Here is a 22742-nt window from a genome sequence, read left to right as displayed (position 1 = left end):
GGCTTAAGCCCTTTCTAATCGATCTCCGCCAGGATGAACCCAGGTCAACAAGAAACCAAAAGGCAAGAAATGACCAACAGGGTGGCAACGCTTGACAGTTCCTTCGACAAATCCAACGAGGCGCAAGCGCCCGAGCATTTGTCCGATCTCCTCGTCCGCCTGTCGCGGACATCCGATTCGAAGATCACCATTCGCGACATTGCGGTCGCCCTGCAGGATCGCTCCTTCGGCGCCTTCCTTCTGGTCTTCGCTCTTCCCAACCTCGTGCCGCTGCCGCCCGGCGCCACCTTCATTCTCGGCCTGCCGCTGGTCTTCGTCGCCTGGCAGATGATCGCCTCGCCGCATGGCCGCGTCTACCTGCCGCGCCGCATCGGCGACTACGGTTTCGAACCGCAGACCTTCGATCTGATCGTCAAGCGCATCGGTCCCTGGATCAAGCGCGCCGAAACCCTGGTCGTGCCGCGCTTCTGGTTCCTCGGAACCCGCTTCTCCGAACGGTTGCTCGGCGTCTACGCCCTGTTCCTCGCCGTCATCATCGTGCTGCCCATCCCGCTCGGCAATTGGCCGCCGGCTTTTGCGTTGGCCATCATCGGTTTTGCCCATTCCGAGCGCGACGGCGCCGGCGTCATCGTCGGCTGTCTGGTCGGCCTGCTCTCGGTCGCCATCGCCGGCTTCATCGTCTGCACGGCCGGCGCCCTGTTCTCTCTGGTGTTCTGAAGGATCAGATCGATATGGCGAGTGGGGAAAACAGAAGGGTCGTGGTTATGACCGCCGGTGGTCAAAACCCCACCATCGTCATCAACGCGCTCCACGCCCGCTATCCCGACCTGCATGTCATCGAGGAAAGCCCGGAATCGAAGCTGGAGATCTGGCGCCGCCGCGCCAAACGTCTCGGGGTCCTGCAGGCCACCGGCCAGCTCGCCACCATGATCGCCGCCCGCCTGCTGCGCAAAGCCGCCCAGACTCGCGTCGACGAGATTTGCAAGACCTTCCGTCTCGACCCGAATCCCAATCCGCAGATCCCGGTGCACAAGGTCGCCTCGATCAACGATGCCAATACCCTTGCGCACATCGCCGACCTCAATCCGGCCGTCGTCCTGCTGGTCTCGACCCGCCTGCTCAGCCGCCATGCCCTCTCCGCCATGCCCTGCCCGGTCCTCAACCTGCATGCCGGCATCAATCCGGCCTATCGCGGCCAGATGGGCGGCTACTGGTCGCTGGTCGAGGGGGATCGCGAAAACTTTGGCGCCACCGTGCATCTCGTCGACGCCGGCACCGATACCGGCGGCACGCTCTACGAGGTCAGAACGACCCCCGCCAAAGGCGATTTCATCGCCACCTATCCGATGCTGCTGACCGCGGCCGCCCTCGACATCGTGGCGCGCGCCGTCGCTGACGCGGTGAACGGCACCCTTGCGCCGACAGCACCGACCGGCCCGTCGCATTTACGATTTCCGCCCGCCCTCTGGACATGGATCTCTGTCGGTTTGACCCGGCGAATCTGGTAAATCTCCGCCGCGTCGTATTTCAGCATCTGCGACGTCGTCGCAAGCGCAGTCCAGGGTCGGAAGCGCGTGCATTGTGATGCAAAGGGAGATTGAGGGAATGGCGGATCGGATCATCGTCTACTGGCGCGACATACCCGCCCAGGTCATCATCAAGCAGGGTCGCAAAAACGCCAAGCGCGAGCTGTCGCTGCGCTTCACCGAGGCGATCGACATGGCGGCGATGCGCACCGGTGCTGCCGAATCCGGCGATTATCTCGCCGAATGGCGCAAGGCCGATCCCACCCCCGTCGGCGACGATCTGGAAGCCGAAGCCGACAGAGCCGTCGCCGAGATCGAGGCGGCCTATGACAAGGCCCGGCTGGTGGCGCTGGTGCACGCCGGAGGCCACGCCGATGCCTGACCTCAAGGGCAATGCCGCCCCGGCCAAAAAGGCCGCCACCGGCGCCTATACCCCGGCCGGCGTCTCGCCCAACCGCCGCGCCCGTCGCAGCTACACCATCCGGCTCTGGTCGGTCCGCCATTCGCGTTTCCTCGAATGGGTCTATCACCGCTTCGCCCACACCTTCCTGCTGCTGCATCCCCTCTGGAAACTCATCGGCTATTCCCGCGTCGAAAAGCCGATCACCTTCGTCGAGCGCAATGTCAAAGGCCTGCTGTTCGACTGTCGCATGTGCGGCCAGTGCGCGCTGTCGTCGACCGGCATGTCCTGCCCGATGAACTGTCCCAAACAGCTGCGCAACGGCCCCTGCGGCGGCGTGCGTGCCAATGGCAATTGTGAAGTCGAGCCGGATATGCCCTGCGTCTGGGTGCAGGCCTGGAAGGGCGCCCAGTCGATGGAGAAGGGCAGCGCCATCATGACGGTGCAGAAGCCGGTTAATCAGTCGCTGCGCGAAACCTCGTCCTGGCTGCGGGTCACGGCCGAAGCTGCCGCCGCCCGCGAAACCGCGAAGAAGGACGCCTGAGCATGGCCCAGATCGACGAAAACCCGCTCGGCATCGACCTGCCGCTCGATCCCCTGCCCGGCCATTCCTCGCTTGGCCGGCTGGAGCGCGTGCTGCGCCGCGGCGAATTCGCCGTCACCGCCGAATTGAACCCGCCCGACAGCGCCGACCCCCACGATGTCTACGAGCGCGCAAAGGTCTTTGACGGCTGGGTCGACGGCATCAATGCGGTCGATGCCTCCGGCGCCAATTGCCATATGTCCTCGGTCGGCATCTGTGCCCTTCTGACCCGCATGGGCTATGCGCCGATCATGCAGATCGCCTGCCGCGACAAGAACCGCATCGCCATCCAGGGCGACGTGCTGGGCGCCGCTGCCATGGGCGTCGCCAACATGATGTGCCTGACCGGCGACGGCGTTCAGGCCGGCGACCAGCCGGGCGCCAAGCCGGTCTTCGACCTCGACTGCATGTCGCTCTTGGAAACCGTGCGCACCATGCGCGACGAGGCGAAATTCCTGTCCGGCCGCAAGCTGACCACCCCGCCGCAGGTGTTTCTCGGCGCCGCGATCAATCCCTTCGCGCCGCCATACGATTTCCGGCCCTACCGTCTGGCCAAGAAAATCGAGGCCGGCGCGCAATTCGTCCAGAGCCAATATTGCTTCGACGTGCCGATGTTCCGCGACTACATGAGCAAGGTCCGCGATCTCGGCCTGCACGAGAAATGCTTCATCCTGGTCGGCGTCGGCCCGCTCGCCTCCGCCAAGACGGCGAAATGGATCCGCTCCAACGTGCCGGGCATCCATATCCCCGACCATATCATCGCCCGCCTCGAAGGCGCTGCCGACCAGAGACAAGAAGGCAAGCAGCTCTGCATCGACATCATCAACGAGGTGAAGGAGATCGAGGGTGTGTCGGGCGTGCATGTCATGGCCTATCGGCAGGAAGAATATGTCGCCGAGATCGTCCATGAATCCGGCGTGCTGAAGGGCCGCAAGCCCTGGAAGCGCGAGGCCAATCGCGGCGATGCCGAAGTCGCCCAGCGCATGGACGACATCCGCGGCCGCGACGAGCAGGACCAGCAGCAGCTGGCCGGCCTTGCCGCCGGCAATCCCCATTGATCGGCCAAGGGGCCGATCCCGGCCCTGCCGCCCTTGTTAACGCCTATCCCGGCGCGCTAGACCTCGTCACCAGACGCGCCACGACCGGAGGACTGAAATGACCCGTACCATCGTCGCATCCGCCACCCGAGAAATCATCATCGGCTTCGATCAGCCCTTTTGCGTGATCGGCGAGCGCATCAATCCGACCGGCCGCAAGAAGCTCGCCGCCGAGATGATCGAGGGCAATTTCGACACGGTCATCAAGGATGCCCTGGAACAGGTCGCCGCCGGCGCCACCATGCTCGACGTCAATGCCGGCGTCACCTCGGTCAACCCCAACGAGACCGAGCCGGGCCTGCTGGTCCGCACCATGGAAATCGTGCAGGGGCTGGTCGACGTGCCGCTGTCGATCGACAGTTCCGTCACCGCCGCCATCGAAGCCGCGCTGAAAGTGGCCAAGGGCCGGCCGCTGGTCAATTCCGTCACCGGCGAGGAGGAAAAGCTCGAGGCCATCCTGCCGCTCTGCAAGAAATACGACGTGCCGGTCGTTGCCATCTCCAATGACGAAACCGGCATTTCCATGGATCCCGACGTGCGCTTCGCCGTCGCCAAGAAGATCGTCGAGCGCGCCATGGACTATGGCATCAAGCCCCATGACATCGTCGTCGATCCGCTGGTCATGCCGATCGGCGCGCTGGGTGATGCCGGCCGCCAGGTATTTCAGCTGCTCTACCGCCTGCGCAACGAACTGAAGGTCAACACCACCTGCGGCCTGTCCAACATCTCCTTCGGCCTGCCGCACCGCCACGGCATCAATGCCGGCTTCATCCCGATGGTGATCGGCGCCGGCATGACGTCCGCCATCATGAACCCCTGCCGCCCGCAGGAAATGGAGGCCGTGCGCGCCGCCAATGTGCTCAACGGCACCGATCCCAATTGCGGCAACTGGATCATGACCTATCGCGACCACAAGCCCGCCGAGCCGGGTGCCGCCCCTTCCACGTCAGCCCCCGGCGCCTCCTCCGGCCGCCGCGGCGGCCGCGCGGCAAGGGCCGGTGCGGGCGCTGCGACGGAGTAGTTCCAAGGAGAACATGGGATGTCGACACTGAAACCGCTGCCCAGTTTCGCCAGTGATGAAGAAGCCGAACACTTCGTCGCAACTGCCGACTTGTCGGACTATGATCTTAGCGGCTTTCGGCCGGCGAAGTTCGAGTTTACGCACTCTCGATCCAGGCCCAGCGAATCTGATACCGAAGCAACCCCCTCTGCCCTGACGGGCATCTCCCCCTCAAGGGGGGAGATCGACTAGCCGGGGCGCTCTGCCCAAAGGTCATGGCCAATGCCTCGAAGCGAAAGGCCAGCCGAAAACGATCTCCCCCCTTGAGGGGGAGATGTCACGAAGTGACAGAGGGGGGTGCAGCGGCAGTGCCGCAGCGCCCGCAAAGTCCCCTCTCCCCGCTTGCGGGGAGAGGGCTAGGGTGAGGGGCAATTCCACAGCCGCGGCGTTCAAAGCACACCCGCAAGACACGACCGGGGCCTGAAACCCCAAGCCATGTGAAGGACCAAGATGACCGAAACCGCAGATCCCCTCGTCCTCTTCATGCCGTCCGGCAAGCGCGGCCGTTTCCCTGTCGGCACGCCGGTGCTGGAAGCCGCACGCCAGCTTGGCGTCTATGTCGAGAGCGTCTGTGGCGGGCGGGGCATTTGCGGGCGCTGTCAGATCGAGGTGCAGGAAGGCCAGTTCGCAAAACATGGCATCACCTCGTCGAATGACCACATCACGGAGTTTTCGCCGAAGGAAGTACGCTATGCCGAAAAGCGCGAGCTTAAGGACGGCCGTCGCCTGTCCTGTTCCGCCACCGTGCTCGGCGATCTCGTCATCGACGTGCCGCAGGATATCGCCGTCAATGCCCAGGTGGTGCGCAAGGATTCCGACGGCCGCGTCATCGAGCGCAATCCGGCCATCCACATGTGTTATGTCGAGGTCGAAGAACCCGACATGCACATGCCGCTCGGCGATCTCGACCGGCTGAAGGCAGCGCTCACCCGGGACTGGCGCTACGACACTCTCGAAGTCGATTTTCACCTCATTCCCCATGTCCAGACGATCCTGCGCAAGGGCGACTGGAAGGTGACCGTCGCCATCCACCGCGACAACGAGACCGGCCGGCCGCATATCATCGCGCTCTATCCGGGCCTCAAGAACGAGGCCTATGGCATCGCCTGCGATATCGGCTCGACCACCATCGCCATGCATCTCTCCTCGCTGCTGTCGGGCCGCACGGTGGCCTCGGCCGGCACCTCCAATCCGCAGATTCGCTTCGGCGAGGATCTGATGAGCCGCGTCTCCTATGTGATGATGAACCCGGACGGCCGCGAGGGCATGACGCTCGCCGTGCGCGAGGCGCTCAACACCCTGATCGACCGGGTCTGCGCCGAGGGCGGCATATCCCGCCAGGACATTCTCGACAGCGTCTTCGTCGGCAATCCGATCATGCATCACCTGTTCCTCGGCATCGATCCGACCGAACTGGGCGGTGCGCCCTTTGCGCTCGCCGTCTCCGGCGCCATTCACCTGAAATCCTCCGACATCGGCCTGCCGATGAATGCCGGCACGCGCGTCTACATGCTGCCCTGCATCGCCGGCCATGTCGGTGCCGATGCCGCGGCCGCGACCCTGTGTGAAGGCCCGCATCGCCAGGACGAAATGATGCTGCTGGTCGATATCGGCACCAATGCGGAGATCGTGCTCGGCAATGCCGCACGGGTCGTGGCCGCCTCCTCGCCCACCGGCCCCGCCTTCGAAGGGGCTGAAATCTCGTCCGGCCAGCGCGCCGCCCCCGGCGCCATCGAGCGCGTGCGGATCGATCCCGTGACGCTGGAGCCGCGGTTTCGCGTCATCGGCATCGAGCAATGGTCGAACGAACCGGGCTTTGCCGAGGAGGCCGCCAAGGTACGTGTCACCGGCATTTGCGGCTCCGGCATCATCGAGGTGATCGCCGAAATGTTCCTGGCCGGCATCATTTCCGAGGACGGCGTGGTCGACGGCTCGCTGGCCGAGCGTTCACCCCGCATCCAGGCGACCGGCCGCACCTTTTCCTATCTGCTGCATGACGGCGAACCGAAGATCACCATCACGCAAGGCGACGTGCGCGCCATCCAGCTCGCCAAGGCCGCCCTTTATGCCGGCGTCAAGCTGCTGATGGACAAGCAGGGCATCGACCATGTCGACCGCATTGGTCTCGCCGGCGCCTTCGGCACCTTCATCGATCCGAAATATGCCATGGTGCTGGGGCTGATCCCCGATTGCGACCTCGACAAGGTCAAGGCCGTCGGCAATGCCGCCGGCACCGGCGCCCGCATGGCTTTGCTCAATCGCGGTTACCGCCGCGAGATCGAGGACACCGTCACCCGCATCGAAAAGATCGAAACCGCCCTCGAGCCGAAATTCCAGGAGCATTTCGTCTTCGCGATGGCCATGCCCAACAAGGTCGACCCCTTCCCGAAACTCTCCGCCGTCGTTACCCTGCCGGAGCGAAAAGTTCTGGCCGAAGGCGAAGACCCCGGCGGCGGCCGCAGACGGCGGCGGAATAGGGAAAGCTGAACAGGCCTTTCGCCGGGTTCGGTCAATCGAGAATGCGCGACTGCCTCCTGGAGACCTCAATCATTATTGGTGGCCACAGATATAGCGATCACGGATAGCAGAGAACCTCTGACGATCCGCTGTTAAACGACGGCTATTGCGGCGTGGGCATTCAGATATGCGCCAGAATCGGGTTGATCGATCATCATCGTATCGCGCCACAGCTGCTGTTCGGCGTTAATAAGCCCCAATTCCCATACGCACGCGATCACGGGTCTTTTCGCGGTATCCATAGGTGTGTTGGCGCCCCACAATGTGCGACGAATGTGTTGGCAGAGTACGGATCCCTGGATCCACCAATGTGCCAGAACCGATATGCCCAAATCTCCTGGGTGTATGATGACGAAGCCCAAACCATTGTCATCACCTTCCGCCAAGACGAGCGGCGGTAAATCTTGAACAACAAAGGAGTTGGCATCGTCAATCATTGTGCTGGTCAACTCTTTTCCGGCTGCCACAACACCGTAGACCTTGAGCTTCAGATGACCGACGTCCCAAAGCCCCAAATATGTGACGGTTCGCGGGCTATAGAGTCCTGTTACCCCTGTTTTCATCGGAAAATCCTTGTTTCTCAGTATTCTTCTGATGACAGCTCAGAATGTCAACTTGCGTCGCAGACCTGATTCCGCGGCGCCCACGCTCTTTTTCACGGAACCATGGTGTTCGGCATGTCGAATTGGCTCGAAGACGAGGCTGCAGCTGCGGTATTTCTGCACCTGGTTTGCCCCGAATGTCGTCACGCGCATTTCAGAACGGATTAGTCTCCAACCATCGCCGCGCCGCGCCGGCAATCTCTTCGGCCGGAAAGCCGGAAAAGCCGATGATCAGGCCCTGGCGGGCGGGAGTGCCGAGATACATCGGCGACAGCGCCCGCACTCCGAAGCCGCTGCGCGCCGCATCGGCGGCGAGCGCGAGATCGGACAGGCCAGGATCGAACCGTTTGGGCGGCAGGCCTGCCACCAGGTGCAGGCCCTGCTCCGGCGTCGAAACCTCCAGCCCGCCGTCGGAAAGCACGGACACCAGCATGTCGCGCGCCAGCCTCAGCCGTCGCCGGGCCCGCTTGATATGGGCGGCGAAATGGCCGTCGCGCAGGAATTCGGCCAGCGCCTCTTCGGCCAGCGTCGGCGGAAAGCGGTCGGCCAGCCGCCGCGTGTCGAGCAACGCATCGCGCAAGGCCCAGGGCGCCACCAGATAGCCGATGCGCAGGCCCGGCATCAGCGCCTTGGAAAAGGTGCCGACATAGATCACCCGGCCCTGCCCATCGATGCCCTGCAGCGAGGTCAGCGGCGGCCCGGCATAGCGGAACTCGCTGTCGTAATCGTCCTCGATGATATAGGCACCCTGCCGCTCGGCCCAGTCGATCAGCGCCAGCCGGCGCGGCATCGACAGTGTCACGCCGAGCGGAAACTGGTGCGACGGCGTCACATAGGCGGCGCGCGCCTGGGGCCCGAGCCGAATGCCCGCCGCCGGGTCGATACCATCGGCATCGACCGGAACGCCGATCAGCCGCAGGCCGGCGGCCTGGAAGGCGGCCCGCGCCGCCGGATAACAGGGTTCCTCGACCCAGACCGGATCGCCGGGTTTTAAGAGCGTGCGGATCACCAGGTCGATGCCATGCTGCGTGCCGGCGGTGATGATCACCTGGTCGCCGGTACACTGCACGCCGCGGGCGGCCCGCAGATAGGCGGCGATCTCGTCGCGCAGATCCTGCCCGCCAGCCGGCTCGTTATAGTGAAAATGGCGGATCGACGGCTTGGCCAGATGCCGGTTCAACAGGCCGCGAAAGATCTGCAGCGTGCGTTGATCCGCCGTCGACGATCCGAGCACGCCCGGCAGCGGCGGCGGTTCGCGTCGCACCGGATCGGGACGCGGCGGCGGTGGCGTCTCGATCACCGGTACGATGGAGGCCACATAGGTCCCCGCCCCCACACGCGCCTCGGCAAAGCCGTCGGCCACCAGCATGTCATAGGCCGCGACGGCTGCACCGCGCGACAGGCTGAAGCGCCGCGCCAGGTCGCGCGTCGTCGGCAGTTTTGCGCCGGGCACAAGCGTGCCCGTCTCGATCATCCGCCGCAACTCACCATAAAGCGCCTGGCGCCGCGGCCCGGTTTTCGGCAGCACCGGCACGCAGGCCGACCAGTCGGATAAATTGGTTCGCATAATATTGGCCATATTGGATCTTCTTCAAACCAATCGCATGGCCTAGCTGTGCCTCAACCACAGCCCGGAGGCAAGCATGACCGTCGAAACGCCAGACAATTCCTTCTCCGCCACGCCCCGCAGCCGCATCAAGCGCCTGCACCAGCGCGGCAGCTACGACCATCAGGCGGTGTTTGCCGTGCTCGACAGCGCCTTTCTCTGTCATGTCGCCTATGTCATCGACGGACAGCCCTATTGCACGCCGACCATCCACTGGCGCGAAGGCGACTGGCTCTACTGGCACGGCTCGTCCGCCAGCCGCATGCTGCGCAACCAGAGCCAAGGCACGCCGGTCTGCCTGACGGTCTCCCATCTCGATGGTCTGGTGCTGGCCCGCTCCGGTTTCAACCATTCGGCCAATTACCGCTCCGCCATGTGTTTCGGCACGGCTCGGATCATCGACGATCCGCTTGAGAAGGCCCAGGCCCTGAAGGGTGTCGTCGATCGCTTCTATCCCGGCCGCAGCACGGATCTGCGCGCCAACCATGCCCAGGAGGTCAAGGCGACCATGGTGATCGGCATGCAGATCGAAGAGGCCTCCGCCAAGATCCGCGCCGCCGGCGTCGGCGATGATGAAGAAGACATGGCAACGCCGCTGTGGGCCGGCGTCATTCCCGTGCACACCGTGATCGGCGCGCCGGAGATCAGCCCGCATGTGCCCGCCGGCGTCGAGGCCCCGGCCCTGCTGGACATCTATCGCCAAGGCCGTCCCCTGGACGAGGCACTGGCCGAATGCCAGGCCCTCTACGAGGCCGAGCAAGCCTGATCGAACGATGCGGCGGTTAGGCGCAAAAACCTTACGCCGCCATGCCGACCATTTCGGAAAAGGCGAAGCGCACGCTGTCGGCCACCGCCTTGACCGGATCGGAGCGTTCCGTGCCGGTCAGCAGCCGCACTTCGAAACTGCCGAGATCGGGCATGCCATGCTTGGCACCGAGCGCCATCATGTCGGAGGTGAGATAACTGCGCGGCAGCGGTGCGACGGCAAGGTCGGCCACTACGGCGGCGCGCTGCGCCATGGTATGGGCGCTGAGATAGGCGATGCGATAGGGCCGCTTGTCGCGCTCCAGCCGCGCCAGCGCATCGGCCCGCCAGCAGCAGCCGTCCTCCCAGATCGACACCGGCAGCGGCTCGCGCAGATGCGCCGTGCCGCATTTGGCGCCGGCCCAGACCAGCTGTTCGGTGTGGATCACCTCGCCCTCTGTTGTCACCGTACCGGGCGCACAGTTGACCAGCGTCAGGTCCAGCCGCTGTTCGCTCAGCCGGCGCCGCAAGCCGCTGCTGTTGTCGACCGTCATGTCCACCATGATCGCCGGATAGATCTCGGCAAAGCGCCGGAGGATGGTCGGCATGAAGCGCTCGCCGATATCGTCCGGCGCCCCGAGCCGCACCACACCCTTCATGTCGGGCATGCGGAAACGGCCGACCGCCTCGTTCGACAGCGCGATCATTCGCCTGGCATAGCTCAGCAAGGTCTCGCCGCCCTCCGTCAGCGTCACCGAGCGCGCATCGCGCAGGAACAGCACGGTGTTCAGTTGCTCCTCGAGCTTCTTGATCTGCATCGACACGGCCGACGGCGTGCGCAGCACCTGATCGGCGGCCGCCGAAAAACTGCCGCCCTCGGCGATCGCCACGAAGGTGCGCAGCACATCATTGTCGAGCAGCGGCAAAGGTTGACGGAAGGGCAGTGTCATGGCTCGCCTCATCAATATAATTGAAGTTAAGAGACATATCATTGCGTTTGATTGAATGTCAATCCGGGTGCATTCTCTTCATCAGACGCAACCAACGGGAAGGAGACTGTCATGTTCATCGCCACGCTCCTGCGGGCTTTTCGCCACCTCAAGGCCCTGCTGCAGGCGGCGCGCCGCAACCGCCATCGTCGCCAAACCAGCGCCGAAATCGCCGCCCTGTCTGCCCATCTGCGGGACGATATCGGCGTGACGAAATTGCGCGCAGACACCTGACACCCGGCAGGCATCACCGCAACACATCAATCAAGCTAATGTCTGACATAAGAAACATTCGTTTGATTGATGGAACCAACGAGATCATATCACTTAGATCCGCTTCCAATCCTGGAGGAAAGACCATGGCACTGACCCAATACGACATCCTGACCAGCCGGCGCACGCCGCAGGCCTCCGTCGTCACGCTGATCGCCGGCGCGGCAAAGCGCGCCGCGGCCGCTGTCGGCGCATGGCATCGCAACCGCCTGGCCCTGCGCCAGTTCGAGGCCATGCCGGCCGACTTGCGCAAGGATTTCGGCTGGCCCGCCGCCGACCGCGCCCTGCCGCCGTCCGACAAGGCCTGATTGCGACAGGGAGCCGAGATCCCGTCGTATACTGACCAGTTAGGTGGATCCGGTGCGGTCCTCGACGCACTGGAAAATACCGTCGAAATTCAACCGCATACCGGCACCGTCGGGCCATCGCGCCAGAGGCATAAGGTCGCAACTGGCAAAATTTCAAAAAAATGTCGCGTTTTTTTCGCCGGCCCGTCATGGCCGACGGATTTGTCCATGCTATTGTCGCAATTGAGATATCCAGAATGTCCATTCCACGCGAGGAATGGGCATTCGCTGCGCAGCATGGTGGTCCGACATGAGCAAGACGCCTATCAAGAAACGCACTCTGGTTTTCTTCCTGGTCCCGCATTTCACGCTGCTGCCTTTTTCGGGCGCCATCGAGACCCTGCGCATCGCCAATCGCATGCTGGGCTATACCGCCTATGAGTGGCGGCTGGCCTCGGTCGACGGCCAAAAGGTCTATTCCTCCTCCGGCATCGGCATCGAGGTCAATTCCTCGCTGGCCGACGAGCGCCGCTATCTCGGCGGTGAAAACCGGCCGAACATGGCGCTGGTCTGTTCCGGCATCTATGTCGAGGAATTCAACAACAAGTCGGTCAATGCCTGGCTGCGCGAGGCCTATAACCGCAACGTCGCCGTCGGTTCGCTCTGTACGGGCGCCCATGTGCTGGCCCAGGCGGGCTTGCTCAACGGCAAGCGCTGCGCCATCCACTGGGAAAACCTGCCGGGCTTTTCTGAAACCTTCCCGCAGGCCGAGGTCTATGCCGATCTCTACGAGGTCGACAGCAATCTCTACACCTGCGCCGGCGGCACCGCCTCGCTCGACATGATGCTCAACCTGATCGGCCAGGATTTTGGCGAGGGTCTGGTCAACCGGGTCTGCGAGCAGCACCTGACCGACCGCGTCCGCAGTCCGCACGACCGCCAGCGCCTGCCGCTCAGGGCCCGTCTCGGCGTGCAGAATTCAAAAGTCCTGTCGATCATCGAGCTGATGGAAAGCCATTTGGCCGAACCCCTGTCGCTTCTGGAAATCGCCGACGATGCCGGCCTGTCGCGCCGCCAGATCGAACGGCTGTTCAGGCAGGAGATGGGCCGCTCGCCGGCCCGCTACTATCTGGAAATCCGCCTCGACCGCGCCCGCCACCTGCTGGTCCAGTCCTCCATGCCGGTGGTCGAGGTGGCGGTTGCCTGCGGCTTCGTCTCCGCCTCGCATTTCTCCAAGTGTTATCGCGAACTCTACAACCGCTCGCCGCAGCAGGAGCGCGCCGAGCGCAAGCTGACCATGTCGACGACCCGCACCGGCGTTGTCGTCTGAACAGAGAAGCTGTTGGCGGCAAAGGGCGCGCCGACCGAAAAGTCCGGCCTGATTTACTGAACCGCCGGCCCCGGCGGCGTCACGGAGACCGGCTCGTCGGTGCCGATGCCGTCGACCACCGGCTGGCTGGTGCTGCCCTCGGCAATCGCCATCGGACCGTCGGTGACAGCCTGTGGTGTGACAGCCTTCGGCTCGTCGGCCAGCAGATCCGGGCCCTCCGCCGTCCCCATGACCTCGCTGTCGATATTGATCCCCTCCTCGGGAATGGTCATCGGACCGGCGGCCGGCGGCGACGAAACACGTTCGTCCGGCGCGCTGTCGACGCCCGCCGTGGCCATGTCGAGTGGCGCGCTGGCAACCGGCAGGTCCGTGTCCGTCTCGGGATAGGGATTGTCGAGAGACCCGGCCTCGGCCAGGCCGCCCGGAGCCGCAGGCCCGGTCTGGACAAAGCCGCTCGGCGCTTCGATCCGGCCGATCGGCTCGCCGACGCGGCCGATCAACTGGCGCTCGGACGATATCGAGCCGACCCGTGTGCCGCCATCGATCTCCTCCGGCGGCACGAGACCGTCCGAAGAGCAGTTGGAAAGTCCGAGCGCGGCGATCGCCAGGATCGCCATGCTGTCTGAAACGGATCTTTGCGCCATGCTCGATACCCGGTTTGGCGGATTGTCTGTCCGCAGGAGGGCCGATCATAGGCGCCAAGCGGTAAAGGCTTTGTTGCGAGGCTTTGAGCGTTTCCTGCCGCCGCTCTACGGCACCGACCTTTGCGCCTTGTATCTGCCGGGTTGGCCCCATACGCTTGCCAAGGATTGGCGGCGCCCACAACAGGGCCCGTGATTCGACGCCGGCGCATCGCGCCGCCAGACGCAGACCATTTGGAGGTACACCATGACCGACACCACAGCGCCGACCGGCGAACTGACCTTGCGAACGCTGGCCATGCCGGCCGATGCCAATGCCGCCGGCGATATCTTTGGTGGCTGGGTCATGGCGCAGATGGACCTGGCCTGCGGTATCCGTGCGGCCGAACGGGCCAGCGGCCGCGTCGTCACCGCCGCCGTCCAGGAAATGGCCTTCGCCATGCCGGTCAAGATCGGCGACACGCTCTGCGTCTATACCGATATCGCCCGCGTCGGCCGCACCTCGATCACCCTGTCGGTCGAGGTCTGGGCGCAGCGCTACCTGACCCACATCATGGAAAAGGTCACCCAGGCGACCTTCGTCATGGTGGCGCTCGACGGCGACGGCAAGCCGACTCCGGTGCCGGCCGAATAATCAGCGCCTCGGCGCAGCAAATTCAGAGATAAGCGGAACTACGGCTGAAATCGAGACCCGGGAAAATCGTCGAGGTCAGCGCGCTCATCGGCACGTCGAACTGCCGGTAGAGCATGGCGGCGGCGACTTCGCGCACGTCGCCGGTCGGCATCAGGTCGCGCCCGTCGAGCAGATCGCCCTCCCCGAGACCCGCCCAGCGGCCGTGTACACGGCCACCCTTGATCGCTCCGCCGGCCATCACGCAGCAGCCGCCCGTGCCATGGTCGGTGCCGGTGCTGCCGTTCTGGCGCACCGTCCGGCCGAATTCCGTCATTGCCACCACCGCCGTCTTGCTCCAGGCGTCAGGCCCGAGCGTCTCCTTCAGGGTGGTGATGGCCAGTGCCAACTGTTTGGCCGCCTTGGCGAAATCGGCGGCCTGGCGAATATGGGTATCCCAGCCGCTGATCGAGAAGGCCGCCACCCGATATTGCTCGCGCAGCAATCCGCCGGCCAGCCGCGCCACCTCATGCACGCCCTGCCCGCGCTTGGCGTCCCCATAGAGTTGATCGCTGAAACCATCGACGCCGACGGCTTCCGCCATGGCCGTCGCGAACACCGGATCATTTTTGTAGAGCCGCGCCAGAAATTGCAGGGCATCGCCATCCATCGTGATGTCCGATTGCGTCGACCAGACCTCCGACTTGTTGGGGCCGGCGAGAATGAGATCGCGGGACGTACTGACATCGATGGCAGCCGTCGGCTGCGCCATGACCGACAGCGTGCGGTTGAGCCAGCCGGTGCGAAGACCCTGGGTGCCGGCGCTGCCGGTTTCCAGAATGTCCTGGCCGTCGAAATGGCTGCGGTCGTTGCGATAAGGCGTCGACACGGACTGCACGAAGGCAAGTTCCCCCGCTGTCCACAGCGGCATCAGGTCCGCGGCCGCGGGATGCAGGCCGAAAAATCCGTCCAGGTCGAGCAAGCCGGCGTCTGCGCCGACCACCAGGTCGGGCCGCAACTGCTTCAGCAGCGGATCGCCATAGGGCTGCACCAAAGCCAGGCCGTCCATGGCGCCGCGCAGCACGATGGCAACGAAACGATTGTCGCCGGGCATCGCGGCAAAGGTCAACGGGGTGAACACCGGCGCCGCCGCCAGACAGCAAGCCGAGGCTATGAAGCCGCGTCGGGAGAGATGGGTCCTGTCGCTCATCGTCGGGGTCCTATCGCCTGTTGAATTCGGGGGATGCCAGCACCAGCGCAATGCCGATCTCTTTCGACGGCGCCTGCCCGACAATGTGGATGGTCTCATCCCGCGCCGCATCCGCAAGCGCCATCTTCGCAAACGCGCGCGGATCGCGGTCCTTGCCGAGGCTGGAGGCCAGCCGCCGCGCCCAGCCGATCCGCTCGGTCAACTGGTTGGCATTCATCCAGGATGCGGAATCGTCTTCGAACCCGGCCGGGCTCGGCGGCGCCCAGATCTGCTGGCCCATTCGTCTGAGCAGGTTGACGCCGACCTGCAGTTTTGTCGCCGGGGCCGCCGGCGGCGGGGCTGGCTGCATCCCATTAGGCGCGATGGCCATCGCCATGCCTTGCGGTTCGGCGACCGTAACCTCGGTGGCAGAGCCGAACAGCATGGCCTCGTCAGCATCGAAGGCCCGCAGCGACGAGACGATATAGTCGAACGGCAGCTTGATCTTGGCGCCGGGGTTTTCCCACGCCGCCGGGTGATGGACCATCGCCTGGTAGACGCGCGTCAGATCCCCGTCGCTGCGGGTCCAGGCGGCCACCATCTCGTCGACCAGCGCCTGCGGTGGCTCGTCGCTGACGAAATGCACGGCGAGCTTCCGGCAGATATGCTTTGCCGTGCTCGGATGCGAACACAGGTCGTCGAACAGATCAAGGCAATCGTCCATCCCGCGCATCTCGCCGCCATAGGTCTGGCCGAGAACCGTGAACGTGCCGGGCTCGGCCCACCGGTCCCGGAAGCGAACTTGCATGGTCTCCAGATTGATCGCCAAGCCGCTCAGCACGAAGGCCGCCTGCCGCACGTCGGTCTGGTGATAGCCGCCCTGCACCCCGAGTGTATGCAACTCGATCAGTTCGCGAGCGAAATTCTCGTTGATGCCCTTGCCCTTTTCCAGCCCGATCGCGGAGTTCGGCCCGGTCGACTGGGGTTGATCCAGATAGATCAGCATGGCGGGATGCAGGGATACGGCCCGGACCAGCTCGGCAAATCGACCCTTCAGCAGCGGCCGAATGACCTCGGCCTCGAAGCCGGGGACCATGATGCGCATCAGCGGGCTTTTGAATGTGCTGATGGCGAAATGGTTGGTCCAGAAGCTGGCCAGCCGCTCGTGAAACCCGTTCGGCGACAGCACGGCTTGGGCAATCCGCGCCTCGCAATCGGCGCGAAGGCCGGCACTGACCTCCTTGTTGCGCGCCCGGGTCAACTCCTCGACCGGTTCGCCGAGCTTCTGGCGGGCTGTAATGTCCTTGGACGTGGCCCGATAAAGGTTGATCCGTTCCCTCCGACCCGCAATGCCCTCGTGCGGGAACATCGGCGCTGTAGCCGCACCACGCTCGACCTGTGTCAGCAGATCGTCCGGCCCGGAAATTCCAGGCTGGGACGGCCTAAGCCCGTAACCGAACCGCATGGCCGCCGTACTCGACACAGAGAGACTCATCGATGGGTTTCCTCGCAATGGGGCAGTTGCGAGGACGATACGGATTTTTACGGCGATTTGAAGGAATGCCTCAGGCGCGGAAGATCATCGTCGCCCCGATGGCGATCAGCGCGAACCCGGCCGCATGGTTCCAGGTCAGCGCCTCTTTCAGCCAGAACACCGAGAAGCCGGAAAACACCACCAGGGTAATCACTTCCTGCATGGTTTTCAGCTGCGCTGCCGAATAGACTTCGTGACCGATGCGATTGGCCGGAACCGCCAGGCAATATTCGAAGAAGGCGATGCCCCAGCTGGCAAGGATCACCACATACAGCGGTAGGGACGTGAACTTCAGATGCCCGTACCAGGCAAATGTCATGAACACATTGGACAAGAGAAGAAGGACGATCGGCCAGACGGCGGCAGCGCTCAGGGAGAAGGGCATCGGCGAATCCTTGGTATTTGAAGGGCAATAATTGCCCTTAAACGGCCCAACGGGCGCCGACAAGACACCAGTTTTATCCGCGGTGGGCCCTTTGCCCTGTTAAATCAAAATTATCAGGAAGCGATTATATAAGCAGAAGGGATGAGGGGCCCTTCCTGTGGCGCGACCACACAAGAAAACGAGGGCCAAGATGGCGAAGAAGGCAGCATCATGAAATTCGAGGATCAGATCCGCGCTGCCCAGGCCGATACGGTGCTCGCCGGGCTGACCATCTCGCTGATCGCCAACAGTTTCATCGCGCTGACCACGGCGGCAGTTCTGACGCTGCGGCAGCCCTCCGCCGACCACGCCATCTGGCTGGCGGGCATTGTCACGCTGAACATGCTGCGGCAGGTCTCGGCGGCGATCCTCAAACGCAGGGATGTGGTCCGCAGCAATCCGCATGCCGTTCTCAACCACCTCGCCATCGGTTCCCTTGCCAGCGGCTGTCTCTGGGCCTTTGCGCCCTTTCTCGGCCTGGGGTTGAGCTCGGATGGGGCCCAGGCCTATGTGATCTTCATCATTGCCGGCATTTCGGCCGGTGCGATCATCCAGAGCACCGCCTGCTGCCGCATCGCCATCGGCTTTGGCGCACCGGCAATGCTGGCCGCCGTGGCCTCCCTGCTGAAAACCCCGAGCACGGTCAATGTGGTCATTGCCGCCGACGTCTTGCTGCTGATGGTGATGATGTTCCGCAGCAGCCGCATGAGCGAGCTGAATTTCATCGTCAGCCTGACCGACCGTCTCAAGGCGGTGTCGCTGGCGGCGTCCCTGTCGCAGGCCAATCAGGCGATCAGTTCCTCCAATCGCCAGCTTGAAATCCTGGCCAGCCGTGATCCGCTGACCGGTCTTGGCAATCGCGCCGCCTTCAACCTGCGCCTGGCGCACGTGCTTGAGCCAGACAGCGGCGATACGCCGATGGCCCTGCTGATCATCGATCTCGACCGCTTCAAGTCGATCAACGACACCATGGGCCACACCGCCGGCGACATCGTGCTCACCGAGTTTGCCCGCCGCCTGTCGGCCATTGCCGCCCCTGATCATCTGGTCGCCCGCCTCGGCGGCGACGAATTCGCCGTGGTCGTCGAGGGCGAAGGCGCCGCGGCGAAAGGCCTGGCCCTGGGCACCGAAATTCTCGACCTGACGGCGCGGCCGGTGATGATCGGCGACCGCCAGGTCACCATCGGCTCCAGCGTCGGCCTCGCCCATGTGCCCGAACATGCCCACTCGGCGGAAGCGATCTTTGCCTGCGCCGACATCGCCCTTTACGCCGCCAAGGAACAGGGCCGCCGCCGCCTGCGCGTCTTCAGCCCGGATATCAAGCAGCGCCTCGACCGCCAGAAGCAGATCGAGATCGGCCTGGAGGAGGCCCTGACCTCCGGTGCGGTCGAGGTGTTCTTCCAGCCGCAGGTCGAACTGGCCGGCGAGACGGTGGTCGGCTTCGAGGCGCTGGTGCGCTGGAACCATCCGGTGCTGGGGCCGATCAGCCCGCCGGAAATCGTCCAGGCGGCCCGCGCCCTGCATGTTTCGGAACGGCTGACCCGCCATGTCGCGACCGCTGCCGCCGATCTCATCCTGCGCCTGCCCGCCCTCGGCCTGGCCGGCACCGTGGTCGCCATCAATGTCTCGCCGCGCGAATTCTCGATGTATTCCCTGTCGAAGACGCTCGGCGACGTGGCCCGGGCTGCCGGCATCGCGCCGTCGCAGATGGAAATCGAGATCACTGAGGAGGCCACCCTCGACACGGCCGCCGCCGGCACCGAGCTGGAGCGCCTGGAAAAGGCCGGCTTCCGCCTCGCCGTCGACGATTTCGGCATGGGCCATTCGTCGCTCGCCTATATCATCAGCCTCAAGGTCGACCGCCTGAAGATCGACCGCAGCTTCGTGCACGGCATATCCGCTAGCCGCCAGAACCAGGCGCTGGTCGCCGCCTTGGTCGGCATGGGCCATGCTCTGTCGATCGACATCGTCGTCGAGGGCGTCGAAACACAGGAAGACGCCGAGGTGCTGCGCATGCTCGGCTGCCGCTTTGCCCAGGGCTATCTCTACGGCCGGGCGATGCCGGCCGCCGACCTGCCCGCCTGGCTGGCCACCCGGTCCCCCAGGCCCCATCCGGACGATCTCGCCCGCATCGCCTGAAACCCGCAAAAGCGTTTCCCTTTTGTACTCATGGCCCCTTTTCTTTCGCCGCGATCTTCTCCATATTCCGGCCATGGCCAAAGCACCGAAATCCCCCGCCCGCCCGACCGGGTTCGAAGAGTCTCCCCAGGCATCGTTTGAAGGCGCGCCGCTTTCCGGCAGCGTCTCCGACTGGGTGAAACAGCTGGAGGCCGAGGCCGAGGCCTCGACCGTCGAGACCCAGCGCGAACTGGCCTCCAAGGCCGGAAAGCACCGCAAGAAGATCGAGATCGAGGCGCGCAAGCAGTCGGAAAAGGTCGCCTTTGAGAAATCGACGGCCGGCCGCAAAGCAGCCCCGGATGCCCCGAGCGCGCAGCGATCCTCACGCGGCACCTCGATGGGCGGGTCCACCGATCCGAAAACCCGCGCCGCCGCCGGTCTCAATCCGGTCGCCGGCATGGATACCTCGCTCGAAGATGCCGAAAGCCTGGCGCCCGGCGCCGTCACGGCAACCGTCGAGGCCCTGTCCTCGCTGATCGAGAGCGGCAATCCGCTGTTCAAGGACGGCAAGATCTGGGTGCCGCACCGCCCGGCCCGCCCCGACAAGTCCGAAGGCGGCATCGCCATCCGCATGGTCTCCGACTACGAGCCGGCCGGCGACCAGCCGACCGCCATCAAGGACCTCGTCGAGGGCCTTGAGAACGACGACCGCACCCAGGTGCTGCTCGGCGTCACCGGCTCCGGCAAAACCTTCACCATGGCCAAGGTGATCGAGGCCACCCAGCGCCCGGCCGTCATCCTGGCGCCCAACAAGACCCTGGCGGCCCAGCTCTATTCCGAGTTCAAGAACTTCTTTCCCGACAATGCGGTCGAGTATTTCGTCTCCTATTACGACTATTACCAGCCGGAAGCCTATGTGCCGCGCTCCGATACCTTCATCGAGAAGGAGAGTTCGATCAACGAGCAGATCGACCGCATGCGCCACGCCGCCACCCGCGCCATCCTCGAGCGCGACGACTGCATCATCGTCGCCTCGGTCTCCTGCATCTACGGTATCGGCTCGGTCGAGACCTATACGGCCATGACCTTCCAGATGTCGGTCGGCGACCGCATCGACCAGCGGCAATTGCTCGCCGACCTGGTCGCCCAGCAATACAAGCGCCAGGACATCAATTTCGTGCGCGGCTCGTTTCGCGTGCGCGGTGACACGATCGAGATCTTCCCGGCCCATCTGGAGGATGCCGCCTGGCGCATCTCGATGTTCGGCGACGAGATCGACGCGATCACCGAATTCGACCCTTTGACCGGCCACAAGACCGGCGACATGAAATCGGTCAAGATCTACGCCAACAGCCACTATGTGACGCCCCGCCCGACGCTGAACGGCGCCATCAAGTCGATCAAGGAGGAGCTGAAGCTCCGCCTCGCCGAGCTGGAAAAGGGCGGCCGCCTGCTGGAAGCCCAGCGCCTCGAACAGCGCACCCGCTACGATATCGAGATGCTGGAGGCGACCGGCTCCTGCGCCGGCATCGAGAACTATTCGCGTTACCTGACCGGCCGCACCCCCGGCGAGCCGCCACCGACTTTGTTTGAATATATCCCCGACAATGCCCTGCTGTTCATCGACGAGAGCCATGTCTCGGTCTCCCAGATCGGCGGCATGTATCGCGGCGACTTCAGGCGCAAGGCGACCCTGGCCGAATACGGCTTCCGCCTGCCCTCCTGCATGGACAACCGGCCGCTGCGCTTCGAGGAATGGGACGCCATGCGGCCGCAGACCGTCGCCGTCTCGGCGACGCCGGCCGCCTGGGAAATGGAACAGGCCGGCGGCGTCTTTGCCGAACAGGTCATCCGCCCGACCGGCCTGATCGATCCGCCCGTCGAGGTCCGCCCGGCCCGCTCCCAGGTCGACGACGTGCTCGGCGAGATCCGCGAGACGGCCCAGGCCGGGTATCGCACGCTCGTCACGGTGCTCACCAAGCGCATGGCCGAAGATCTGACCGAATATTTGCACGAGCAGGGCGTCCGCGTCCGCTACATGCATTCCGACATCGACACGCTGGAGCGCATCGAAATCATCCGCGACCTGCGTCTCGGCGCCTTCGACGTGCTGGTCGGCATCAACCTGCTGCGCGAGGGCCTCGACATTCCCGAATGCGGCTTTGTCGCCATTCTCGACGCCGACAAGGAAGGATTCTTGCGCTCCGAGACCTCGCTGGTCCAGACCATCGGCCGCGCCGCCCGCAATGTCGACGGCAAGGTCATCCTCTATGCCGACAAGATCACCGGCTCGATGCAGCGCGCCATGGACGAAACCGCCCGCCGCCGCGAAAAGCAGACCGCCTACAATCTCGAACACGGCATCACCCCGGAATCGGTCAAGGCGAAGATTTCCGACATCCTCGATTCGGTCTACGAGCGCGACCATGTCCGCGCCGACATATCCGGCGTCTCCGGCAAGGGCTTTGCCGATGGCGGCCACCTGGTCGGCAACAATCTGCAGGCCCATCTGACCGCGCTGGAAAAATCCATGCGCGACGCCGCCGCCGACCTCGACTTCGAAAAGGCCGCGCGCCTCCGCGACGAAATCAAACGCCTCAAAGCCGTCGAACTCGCCTCCATGGACGACCCCATGGCCCGCCAGGAAGCCAAAGCCATCGAGGGCGGAAAAGGCCAACCCAAGGCCATCGCATCCGGCCCCGGCAAAGCCGGCCCCCACCTCCCCCTTGAGGGGGGAGGTCGCCGCGCAGCGGCGGGTGGGGGTGACCCTGCCCAAAATGCAGACGCCAACGACAGCCACCCCGGCACGAACGCCAACGACAGCCACGCCACCGCAAACGCGAACGCCACCGGCCGTCACCCCACCCCGGACCTGCGGTCCGACCCTCCCCCTCAAGGGGAGGGTAAAGGCAGCTATTTCGCCAAACCCGATCTCGACAACATGGGCCCGGGCACCGACATGGCCAGACCGCTGCGCCGCGAGGGCCAGATCCCCGGCCGCGCCGAAGGCGGCCGCGACACCGCCTCGCTGTTCCGCAAGAACACGCTGGACGAAATGACCGTCGGCCGCACCGAAAAACCGGTCCCCGGCAAACTCCCGGAAAAACCCCGCGCCGAGCCCGGCAACACATCAAGCGCCGGCAGCAAGCCGAGCGCGCCCCACGAGTCCCTTCTCCCCGCCCGCGGGGAGAAGGTGCCCGGCAGGGCGGATG

General features: G+C 64.4%; 22 protein-coding genes. 15 read left to right on the top strand and 7 right to left on the bottom strand.

Features of this window, described 5'->3' with window-relative positions; translation table 11 throughout:
- The first annotated feature begins 69 nt into the window (after positions 1–69).
- From HGO38_RS14480 to HGO38_RS14445, 8 genes are all read left to right on the top strand, one after another.
- Complete coding sequence (locus HGO38_RS14480; RefSeq protein ID WP_250956610.1) at positions 70–717, top strand: exopolysaccharide biosynthesis protein; 648 nt, start codon at positions 70–72, stop codon at positions 715–717.
- 47 nt (positions 718–764) lie between these two features.
- A complete protein-coding gene (locus tag HGO38_RS14475; protein WP_250956609.1) occupies positions 765–1508 on the top strand; it encodes a formyl transferase in 744 nt (247 codons plus the stop codon).
- 97 nt (positions 1509–1605) lie between these two features.
- Positions 1606–1908, top strand: a complete 303-nt coding sequence (locus tag HGO38_RS14470) for a virulence factor (protein ID WP_250956608.1) — start codon at positions 1606–1608, stop codon at positions 1906–1908.
- Positions 1901–2470 (top strand): methylenetetrahydrofolate reductase C-terminal domain-containing protein, encoded by a 570-nt coding sequence (locus HGO38_RS14465; RefSeq protein ID WP_250956607.1) that lies wholly within the window; start codon positions 1901–1903, stop codon positions 2468–2470. Before HGO38_RS14470 ends, HGO38_RS14465 begins: the two co-directional genes overlap by 8 nt.
- A gap of 2 nt (positions 2471–2472) precedes the next feature.
- Positions 2473–3567, top strand: a complete 1095-nt coding sequence (locus HGO38_RS14460) for a methylenetetrahydrofolate reductase (RefSeq protein WP_250956606.1) — start codon at positions 2473–2475, stop codon at positions 3565–3567.
- 97 nt (positions 3568–3664) lie between these two features.
- Entirely contained in the window at positions 3665–4627 is a 963-nt protein-coding gene (locus HGO38_RS14455; RefSeq protein WP_250956605.1) for a methyltetrahydrofolate cobalamin methyltransferase, read from the top strand.
- A gap of 18 nt (positions 4628–4645) precedes the next feature.
- Positions 4646–4858 carry a CopG family antitoxin gene (locus tag HGO38_RS14450; protein WP_250956604.1) on the top strand — a complete coding sequence of 71 codons (213 nt, stop codon included), beginning with the start codon at positions 4646–4648 and terminating at the stop codon, positions 4856–4858.
- A 258-nt stretch (positions 4859–5116) separates the two neighbouring features.
- A complete protein-coding gene (locus tag HGO38_RS14445; protein ID WP_250956603.1) occupies positions 5117–7153 on the top strand; it encodes an ASKHA domain-containing protein in 2037 nt (678 codons plus the stop codon).
- Between the two features lie 122 nt (positions 7154–7275).
- Here the strand turns inward: HGO38_RS14445 and HGO38_RS14440 are convergent, their stop codons facing one another.
- Positions 7276–7746, bottom strand: a complete 471-nt coding sequence (locus HGO38_RS14440) for a hypothetical protein (protein ID WP_250956602.1) — start codon at positions 7744–7746, stop codon at positions 7276–7278.
- A gap of 193 nt (positions 7747–7939) precedes the next feature.
- On the bottom strand, positions 7940–9364 hold the full coding sequence (gene pdxR, locus HGO38_RS14435; RefSeq protein WP_250956601.1) for a MocR-like pyridoxine biosynthesis transcription factor PdxR: 1425 nt from the start codon (positions 9362–9364) through the stop codon (positions 7940–7942).
- 64 nt (positions 9365–9428) lie between these two features.
- On the opposite strand from pdxR, the gene HGO38_RS14430 reads away from it, so the two are divergent.
- Positions 9429–10157 (top strand): pyridoxamine 5'-phosphate oxidase family protein, encoded by a 729-nt coding sequence (locus HGO38_RS14430; protein ID WP_250956600.1) that lies wholly within the window; start codon positions 9429–9431, stop codon positions 10155–10157.
- Between the two features lie 31 nt (positions 10158–10188).
- Here HGO38_RS14430 and HGO38_RS14425 read toward each other — a convergent pair whose 3' ends face one another.
- Complete coding sequence (locus HGO38_RS14425) at positions 10189–11085, bottom strand: LysR family transcriptional regulator (RefSeq protein ID WP_250956599.1); 897 nt, start codon at positions 11083–11085, stop codon at positions 10189–10191.
- Between the two features lie 111 nt (positions 11086–11196).
- On the opposite strand from HGO38_RS14425, the gene HGO38_RS14420 reads away from it, so the two are divergent.
- The 3 genes from HGO38_RS14420 to HGO38_RS14410 all read left to right on the top strand — a co-directional run bounded on the left by HGO38_RS14420 (position 11197) and on the right by HGO38_RS14410 (position 13014).
- Entirely contained in the window at positions 11197–11358 is a 162-nt protein-coding gene (locus tag HGO38_RS14420) for a YjiS-like domain-containing protein (protein ID WP_250956598.1), read from the top strand.
- 125 nt (positions 11359–11483) lie between these two features.
- Positions 11484–11705: a hypothetical protein gene (locus HGO38_RS14415; protein WP_250956597.1), complete on the top strand. Its 222-nt coding sequence runs from the start codon at positions 11484–11486 to the stop codon at positions 11703–11705.
- A 289-nt stretch (positions 11706–11994) separates the two neighbouring features.
- The gene (locus HGO38_RS14410) at positions 11995–13014 is read left to right on the top strand and encodes a GlxA family transcriptional regulator (protein WP_250956596.1); all 1020 of its coding nucleotides are present in this window, start codon (positions 11995–11997) and stop codon (positions 13012–13014) included.
- Between the two features lie 53 nt (positions 13015–13067).
- Here the strand turns inward: HGO38_RS14410 and HGO38_RS14405 are convergent, their stop codons facing one another.
- Entirely contained in the window at positions 13068–13658 is a 591-nt protein-coding gene (locus HGO38_RS14405) for a hypothetical protein (protein WP_250956595.1), read from the bottom strand.
- Positions 13659–13902: 244 nt separating this feature from the next.
- Here HGO38_RS14405 and HGO38_RS14400 point away from each other — a divergent pair, with 244 nt between their 5' ends.
- Entirely contained in the window at positions 13903–14289 is a 387-nt protein-coding gene (locus HGO38_RS14400) for an acyl-CoA thioesterase (protein ID WP_250956594.1), read from the top strand.
- A 22-nt stretch (positions 14290–14311) separates the two neighbouring features.
- Here HGO38_RS14400 and HGO38_RS14395 read toward each other — a convergent pair whose 3' ends face one another.
- From HGO38_RS14395 to HGO38_RS14385, 3 genes are all read right to left on the bottom strand, one after another.
- Positions 14312–15475 (bottom strand): DUF1501 domain-containing protein, encoded by a 1164-nt coding sequence (locus HGO38_RS14395; RefSeq protein ID WP_250956593.1) that lies wholly within the window; start codon positions 15473–15475, stop codon positions 14312–14314.
- A gap of 10 nt (positions 15476–15485) precedes the next feature.
- Entirely contained in the window at positions 15486–16949 is a 1464-nt protein-coding gene (locus tag HGO38_RS14390) for a DUF1800 domain-containing protein (RefSeq protein ID WP_250956592.1), read from the bottom strand.
- A 70-nt stretch (positions 16950–17019) separates the two neighbouring features.
- Complete coding sequence (locus HGO38_RS14385; protein WP_250956591.1) at positions 17020–17373, bottom strand: DMT family protein; 354 nt, start codon at positions 17371–17373, stop codon at positions 17020–17022.
- A gap of 210 nt (positions 17374–17583) precedes the next feature.
- Between HGO38_RS14385 and HGO38_RS14380 the strand changes: the two genes are divergently transcribed.
- Together HGO38_RS14380 and uvrB are read left to right on the top strand one after the other, a co-directional pair.
- Positions 17584–19551 carry a putative bifunctional diguanylate cyclase/phosphodiesterase gene (locus HGO38_RS14380; protein WP_250956590.1) on the top strand — a complete coding sequence of 656 codons (1968 nt, stop codon included), beginning with the start codon at positions 17584–17586 and terminating at the stop codon, positions 19549–19551.
- A 73-nt stretch (positions 19552–19624) separates the two neighbouring features.
- Positions 19625–22742, top strand: a 3118-nt coding sequence (uvrB, locus tag HGO38_RS14375; RefSeq protein ID WP_250956589.1) for an excinuclease ABC subunit UvrB, incomplete at its 3' end; no start/stop codon positions are given.

It is taken from the genome of Rhizobium sp. CG5, from assembly GCF_023701945.1.
Lineage (GTDB): Bacteria > Pseudomonadota > Alphaproteobacteria > Rhizobiales > Rhizobiaceae > Allorhizobium.
Note: the sequence above shows the minus strand (reverse complement) of the source record. Positions and strands in the feature narration are given on the sequence as shown.

What these genes read in the sequence shown, in the direction of transcription:
- HGO38_RS14395 (WP_250956593.1), bottom strand. Translation starts at nt 15,475, where the DNA reads ATGAGCGACAGGACCCATCTCTCCCGACGCGGCTTCATAGCCTCGGCT.
- HGO38_RS14455 (WP_250956605.1), top strand. Translation starts at nt 3,665, where the DNA reads ATGACCCGTACCATCGTCGCATCCGCCACCCGAGAAATCATCATCGGC.
- HGO38_RS14445 (WP_250956603.1), top strand. Translation starts at nt 5,117, where the DNA reads ATGACCGAAACCGCAGATCCCCTCGTCCTCTTCATGCCGTCCGGCAAG.
- HGO38_RS14480 (WP_250956610.1), top strand. Translation starts at nt 70, where the DNA reads ATGACCAACAGGGTGGCAACGCTTGACAGTTCCTTCGACAAATCCAAC.
- HGO38_RS14420 (WP_250956598.1), top strand. Translation starts at nt 11,197, where the DNA reads ATGTTCATCGCCACGCTCCTGCGGGCTTTTCGCCACCTCAAGGCCCTG.
- HGO38_RS14415 (WP_250956597.1), top strand. Translation starts at nt 11,484, where the DNA reads ATGGCACTGACCCAATACGACATCCTGACCAGCCGGCGCACGCCGCAG.
- HGO38_RS14390 (WP_250956592.1), bottom strand. Translation starts at nt 16,949, where the DNA reads ATGAGTCTCTCTGTGTCGAGTACGGCGGCCATGCGGTTCGGTTACGGG.
- HGO38_RS14430 (WP_250956600.1), top strand. Translation starts at nt 9,429, where the DNA reads ATGACCGTCGAAACGCCAGACAATTCCTTCTCCGCCACGCCCCGCAGC.
- HGO38_RS14450 (WP_250956604.1), top strand. Translation starts at nt 4,646, where the DNA reads ATGTCGACACTGAAACCGCTGCCCAGTTTCGCCAGTGATGAAGAAGCC.
- HGO38_RS14405 (WP_250956595.1), bottom strand. Translation starts at nt 13,658, where the DNA reads ATGGCGCAAAGATCCGTTTCAGACAGCATGGCGATCCTGGCGATCGCC.
- HGO38_RS14400 (WP_250956594.1), top strand. Translation starts at nt 13,903, where the DNA reads ATGACCGACACCACAGCGCCGACCGGCGAACTGACCTTGCGAACGCTG.
- HGO38_RS14470 (WP_250956608.1), top strand. Translation starts at nt 1,606, where the DNA reads ATGGCGGATCGGATCATCGTCTACTGGCGCGACATACCCGCCCAGGTC.
- HGO38_RS14410 (WP_250956596.1), top strand. Translation starts at nt 11,995, where the DNA reads ATGAGCAAGACGCCTATCAAGAAACGCACTCTGGTTTTCTTCCTGGTC.
- HGO38_RS14385 (WP_250956591.1), bottom strand. Translation starts at nt 17,373, where the DNA reads ATGCCCTTCTCCCTGAGCGCTGCCGCCGTCTGGCCGATCGTCCTTCTT.
- HGO38_RS14465 (WP_250956607.1), top strand. Translation starts at nt 1,901, where the DNA reads ATGCCTGACCTCAAGGGCAATGCCGCCCCGGCCAAAAAGGCCGCCACC.
- pdxR (WP_250956601.1), bottom strand. Translation starts at nt 9,364, where the DNA reads ATGGCCAATATTATGCGAACCAATTTATCCGACTGGTCGGCCTGCGTG.
- HGO38_RS14425 (WP_250956599.1), bottom strand. Translation starts at nt 11,085, where the DNA reads ATGACACTGCCCTTCCGTCAACCTTTGCCGCTGCTCGACAATGATGTG.
- HGO38_RS14475 (WP_250956609.1), top strand. Translation starts at nt 765, where the DNA reads ATGACCGCCGGTGGTCAAAACCCCACCATCGTCATCAACGCGCTCCAC.
- HGO38_RS14380 (WP_250956590.1), top strand. Translation starts at nt 17,584, where the DNA reads ATGAAATTCGAGGATCAGATCCGCGCTGCCCAGGCCGATACGGTGCTC.
- HGO38_RS14440 (WP_250956602.1), bottom strand. Translation starts at nt 7,746, where the DNA reads ATGAAAACAGGGGTAACAGGACTCTATAGCCCGCGAACCGTCACATAT.
- HGO38_RS14460 (WP_250956606.1), top strand. Translation starts at nt 2,473, where the DNA reads ATGGCCCAGATCGACGAAAACCCGCTCGGCATCGACCTGCCGCTCGAT.